At 76.0% G+C, this 4029-nt stretch carries 6 protein-coding genes and 1 tRNA gene; 5 read left to right on the top strand and 2 right to left on the bottom strand.

Going from position 1 to position 4029, the window contains the following annotated elements:
* Positions 1-805 (bottom strand): prephenate dehydrogenase (locus C5507_RS21870; RefSeq protein WP_104530584.1); only part of this gene is annotated, 805 nt, incomplete at its 3' end.
* Between the two features lie 12 nt (positions 806-817).
* Between C5507_RS21870 and C5507_RS21865 the strand changes: the two genes are divergently transcribed.
* From C5507_RS21865 to C5507_RS21845, 5 genes are all read left to right on the top strand, one after another.
* Positions 818-1480, top strand: a complete 663-nt coding sequence (locus C5507_RS21865; protein ID WP_104530583.1) for an O-methyltransferase — start codon at positions 818-820, stop codon at positions 1478-1480.
* Positions 1477-1974 (top strand): tRNA adenosine deaminase-associated protein, encoded by a 498-nt coding sequence (locus C5507_RS21860; protein ID WP_104530582.1) that lies wholly within the window; start codon positions 1477-1479, stop codon positions 1972-1974. The genes C5507_RS21865 and C5507_RS21860 overlap by 4 nt, the downstream gene beginning before the upstream one ends.
* Positions 1971-2642: an HAD family hydrolase gene (locus C5507_RS21855; RefSeq protein WP_104530581.1), complete on the top strand. Its 672-nt coding sequence runs from the start codon at positions 1971-1973 to the stop codon at positions 2640-2642. Before C5507_RS21860 ends, C5507_RS21855 begins: the two co-directional genes overlap by 4 nt.
* Positions 2639-3103 (top strand): nucleoside deaminase, encoded by a 465-nt coding sequence (locus C5507_RS21850; protein WP_211295543.1) that lies wholly within the window; start codon positions 2639-2641, stop codon positions 3101-3103. The genes C5507_RS21855 and C5507_RS21850 overlap by 4 nt, the downstream gene beginning before the upstream one ends.
* Positions 3104-3113: 10 nt before the next feature.
* A tRNA-Ser gene (locus C5507_RS21845) sits at positions 3114-3201 on the top strand.
* Positions 3202-3246: 45 nt separating this feature from the next.
* Here the strand turns inward: C5507_RS21845 and C5507_RS21840 are convergent.
* Complete coding sequence (locus C5507_RS21840) at positions 3247-3762, bottom strand: hypothetical protein (protein ID WP_104530580.1); 516 nt, start codon at positions 3760-3762, stop codon at positions 3247-3249.
* Between the last annotated feature and the right edge of the window lie 267 nt (positions 3763-4029).

The raw sequence follows: 4029 nt of genomic DNA, 5'->3' as shown, positions 1-4029 counted from the left end.
CCACGGCCCGTCGCGCCACCGCGTTGCCCGCGGCGACGAGGTCGGGCCAGGGGCGGTCGAGCTGGGCGCGCACGCGGGCCAGGGCGGCGGCGGTGGGCGCGGCGTTCCCCTCGACCATCGCCGTGACGAACGCCGGGTCGCTGCCGATGACCCGGGTGCCGTCACGGAAGCTGCCGGCGGCCAGGGCGAGCGCGAGCGGCCCGGCGTCGGCGGCTGCGGCGGCCAGCGCGGCGGCCAGCAGGTGCGGCACGTGGCTGATGGCGGCGACGGCGTCGTCGTGCTCCGCGGCGGTCACCGGCACGACCTCGGCGCCGGCGGCCAGCGCGATCTCGGCCACCCGCAGCCAGCGCGGCAGCTCGGTGCCGGGCTCCAGGCACAGCGCCCACCGTGCGCCGGCGAACAGCCCGGGATCGGTGGCCTCGTGGCCGGACCGCTCGGTGCCGCACATCGGGTGCCCGCCCACGAAGCGGCCGCCGAACGCCGCACCCAGCGTCTCGACCACCGGCACCTTGACCGAGCCGAGGTCGGTGACGGTGGCGGCGGGGTCGATGGCCAGGCCCTCCAGCGCCGTCGTCATGGCCGGCAGCGGCACGGCGAGGACGACGACGCCGGTGAACTCCCGGGTGATCCGCACCCCCCGCGCGGCGGCGGCCTCGCGCGCCGCGGGATCGACGTCCCAGCCGCTGACCTCGCGTCCGGCGGCGACCAGCGCGGCGGCCAGCGAGCCGCCCAGCTGACCGAGCCCGACGACGCCGACCGGCGGGGCAGGCATGGTCGGGACCGGGAACGCGGGGGCATCGGCCATGATCTACAGGCTATGACGCCCCGGTCCTTCCTCCTCTCCCCGGAGCTCGCCGGCTACGTGCGGGCCTCCTCGGACCCGGTCGATCCGGTGATGGCCGAGCTGATCCGCGAGACGGCGGAGATGGCCGAGCGCGGCGAGGCCTCGTCCACCATGCAGATCGCCCCCGAGCAGGGCGTGCTGATGCGGCTGCTCACCCGCGCGCTGGGTGCGCGGCGGGCGATCGAGATCGGCACGTTCACCGGGTTCTCCGCGCTCTGCATCGCCGAGGGGCTGCCGGAGGACGGCTCGCTGCTCTGCCTGGACCGCAGCGAGGAGTGGACCGCCGTCGCCCGCCGCTACTGGGAGCGCGCGGGCGTGGCGGACCGGATCGAGCTGCGCCTCGGCGACGCGCTGGCCACGCTCCGGGGCCTCCCGGCCGAGGAAACCTTCGACCTGGCGTTCGTCGACGCGGACAAGACCGGCTACCCGGCCTACGTCGAGGAGCTGCACCCGCGGCTGACCGGCAACGGCGTGGTCCTGCTGGACAACACGCTGCGCTCGGGGCGGGTGCTCGATCCCGAGGACGAGTCCGACCGCGCCCTCGCCGGGCTGAACGCAGCGCTGGCCGCCGACCCGCGCTGGGAGACCGTGCTGCTGCCGCTGGCCGACGGCCTGACCCTGCTCCGCAAGCGATGAGCGACCGCGAGGGCCCCGCCAGCTACGCCGTCCGGGTGGCCCGGGACGGCGTGCGCTGGCGGGTGGACCTGCTGGCCGACGACGCCGGCGACGAGCTGCCGGTGCTGGAGCGGGCCCTGGGCGAGCCGGGCGCCGGCGGGTGGCCGCCGCCGGTCGTGATCGTCGTCGACTCGCGGCTGTACTTCGTCGCCCTGCGGCACGGCCCGGGCGGCATGGTGCGGGCCCTGATCTCCGACGCCGCGATGCTGGAGTGGGTGCTCGCCGCCGAGGTGGTCGAGCGCTACGGCATCGGCGTGGACACCGAGGGCGCCTTCGACGACGACGAGACCGGCTGGCCGGGCGGGGACATGGACCTGTTCGCCGACGACGGGCTGCCCGCCGACGAGCTGCGCCCGATCGTGACCGCCGACGACCTGTGGGCCGACGAGATGGTGGCCCGGATCGCGACGCGGCTGGGCTTCGCCGACGAGCTGGCCGCGGCGGTGGGCCCGTGAGCGGCACCGTGTCCGCCGTCGTCTTCGACCTCGGCGGGGTGATCACCGAGAGCCCGATGACCGCCTTCGCCGCCTACGAGCGGGAGGCCGGGCTGCCCGAGGGGCTGATCCGGCAGCTGAACTCGACCGACCCGGACAGCAACGCCTGGGCGCGCTACGAGCGCAACGAGCTGGACGTCGCCGGGTTCTCGGCGGCGTTCGAGGCCGAGGCCGCGGCGCTGGGCCACCGGATCTCGGCCGCCCGGGTGCTCGCCGCGCTGCAGGGCGAGGTGCGCCCGGCGATGGTCGCGGCGGTGCGCCGGCTGCGCGAGGCGGGCCTGCCGCTGGCGGTCCTGTCCAACAACGTGGCGCCGATGGAGCGGACCGGCCGGCTCGGGGAGCTGCTCGGGTTGTTCGACGCCGTCGTGGAGTCCTCGGTCGAGGGCGTGCGCAAGCCGGAGCCCGAGATCTACCGGCGCGCGCTCGACCGGCTGTCGGCGGCGGTCGGCCGGCGGATCGAGGCGGCCGGCTGCGCCTACCTCGACGACCTCGGCATCAACCTGAAGCCGGCACGGGCGCTGGGGTTCTCGACGATCAAGGTGGTGGACCCGTCCGTCGCGCTCGCCGAGCTGTCGGCGCTGGTCGGCTTCCCGCTGGACGGAGCGACTGTGCGCGGGACGTCCCCGTGACCCCGGACCTCGACGCGGCGATGGGCCGGGCGCTCGAGCTGGCGGCCGCCGCGCAAGCGTGGGGCGACACCCCCATCGGCGCCGTCGTCCTCGGGCCGGACGGCACGGTGATCGCCGAGGCGGCCAACGAGCGGGAGAAGCGGGGCGACCCGACGGCGCACGCCGAGGTGCTCGCGCTGCGGGCCGCGGCGCGGGTGCACGGCGACGGCTGGCGGCTGTCCGGCTGCACGCTGGTGGTCACGCTCGAGCCGTGCACGATGTGCGCCGGCGCCGGCGTGCTGTCGCGCGTCGACCACGTCGTCTACGGCGCCGACGACCCGAAGGCGGGTGCGGCCGGGTCGCTGTGGGACGTGGTCCGCGACCGGCGGCTCAACCACCGTCCGCAGGTCACCGGCGGGATCCGGGCGGAGGAGTGCGGCGCGCTGCTACGTGCCTTCTTCCGCCGTCAGCGGGGGCTGTAGTCTCTCCGGCGGTGGCGTGTCCGAGCGGCCGAAGGAGCACGCCTCGAAAGCGTGTGAGGTGCAAGCCTCCGTGGGTTCAAATCCCACCGCCACCGCCAGCTGGTCACGGCGGCGTCCCCTGCGGGGGGCGCCGCCGTTCCGCGTCAGGGGTCGAGCTCGCTGTCCAGGATCAGCTGGCCGTCCCGCTCGAGCAGGGTGAAGGCGCGGACGGCGGACTCCCGCTCGCCGTTCGGGTAGACCCACTCCAGCCGGCCGGTCACCCGGGTCTGCCCGTCCGACGCCTGGACGTCGCTCAGGATGACGTCGGAGAACTGGCTCCAGTAGCGGATGTAGTTGTCCCGGCTGATGTTCGCGCGCAGCGTCGGGCCGGTGCGCTCCCAGGCGGCTGCGGGGTCCGCGATGACCTGCCGGTGGTAGTCGTCCAGGAAGCGGCGCACGTTCTCCGCGCTCAGCGGGTCCGCCGGCGGCTCGGCGGTCTCCTCCGCGGGCGGCTCGGTCTCCTCCGGCGTGGGCTCCGGTGTCGGCGTCGGCGTGGGCTCGGGCTCCTCGCTGCTGGAGGGGGCCGGCTCCGAGCTGGTCGGTGACGGGTCGGCCGACGTCCGGTCGGGCTCGTCGGGGGAGAAGGCCAGCCACAGCGCCAGCAGCCCGGCGACGACCACCGACCCGATGGCGGCGGCGACCCAGGCTCCCCGTCGTCGACGGCGCGGCTCGTCCGGAGCGGCGACGGCAGGTGGCGGTCCGGCTGCGGGTGGCGCCTCGGCGGTAGCAGCGGCCGGCGCCGTAGCCGGTACGGGCGCGGGCGCGGGCTCCCGGGGTCGGGCAGCCGGGGGCCGCGTGGGTCGACACGGGACTGGTGTTCACGAAGGCCGACGGGTCCGCGCTGGTGCCCGACAGCGTGTCTCAGCGGTTCGACCGGCTGGTGATCC

The organism is Blastococcus saxobsidens, assembly GCF_002938435.1.
GTDB lineage: Bacteria > Actinomycetota > Actinomycetes > Mycobacteriales > Geodermatophilaceae > Blastococcus > Blastococcus saxobsidens.
The sequence above is the reverse complement of the archived record's forward strand: the minus strand, read 5'-3'. Positions and strand labels throughout refer to the sequence as shown.

What these genes read in the sequence shown, in the direction of transcription:
- C5507_RS21865 (WP_104530583.1), top strand. Translation starts at nt 818, where the DNA reads ATGACGCCCCGGTCCTTCCTCCTCTCCCCGGAGCTCGCCGGCTACGTG.
- C5507_RS21860 (WP_104530582.1), top strand. Translation starts at nt 1,477, where the DNA reads ATGAGCGACCGCGAGGGCCCCGCCAGCTACGCCGTCCGGGTGGCCCGG.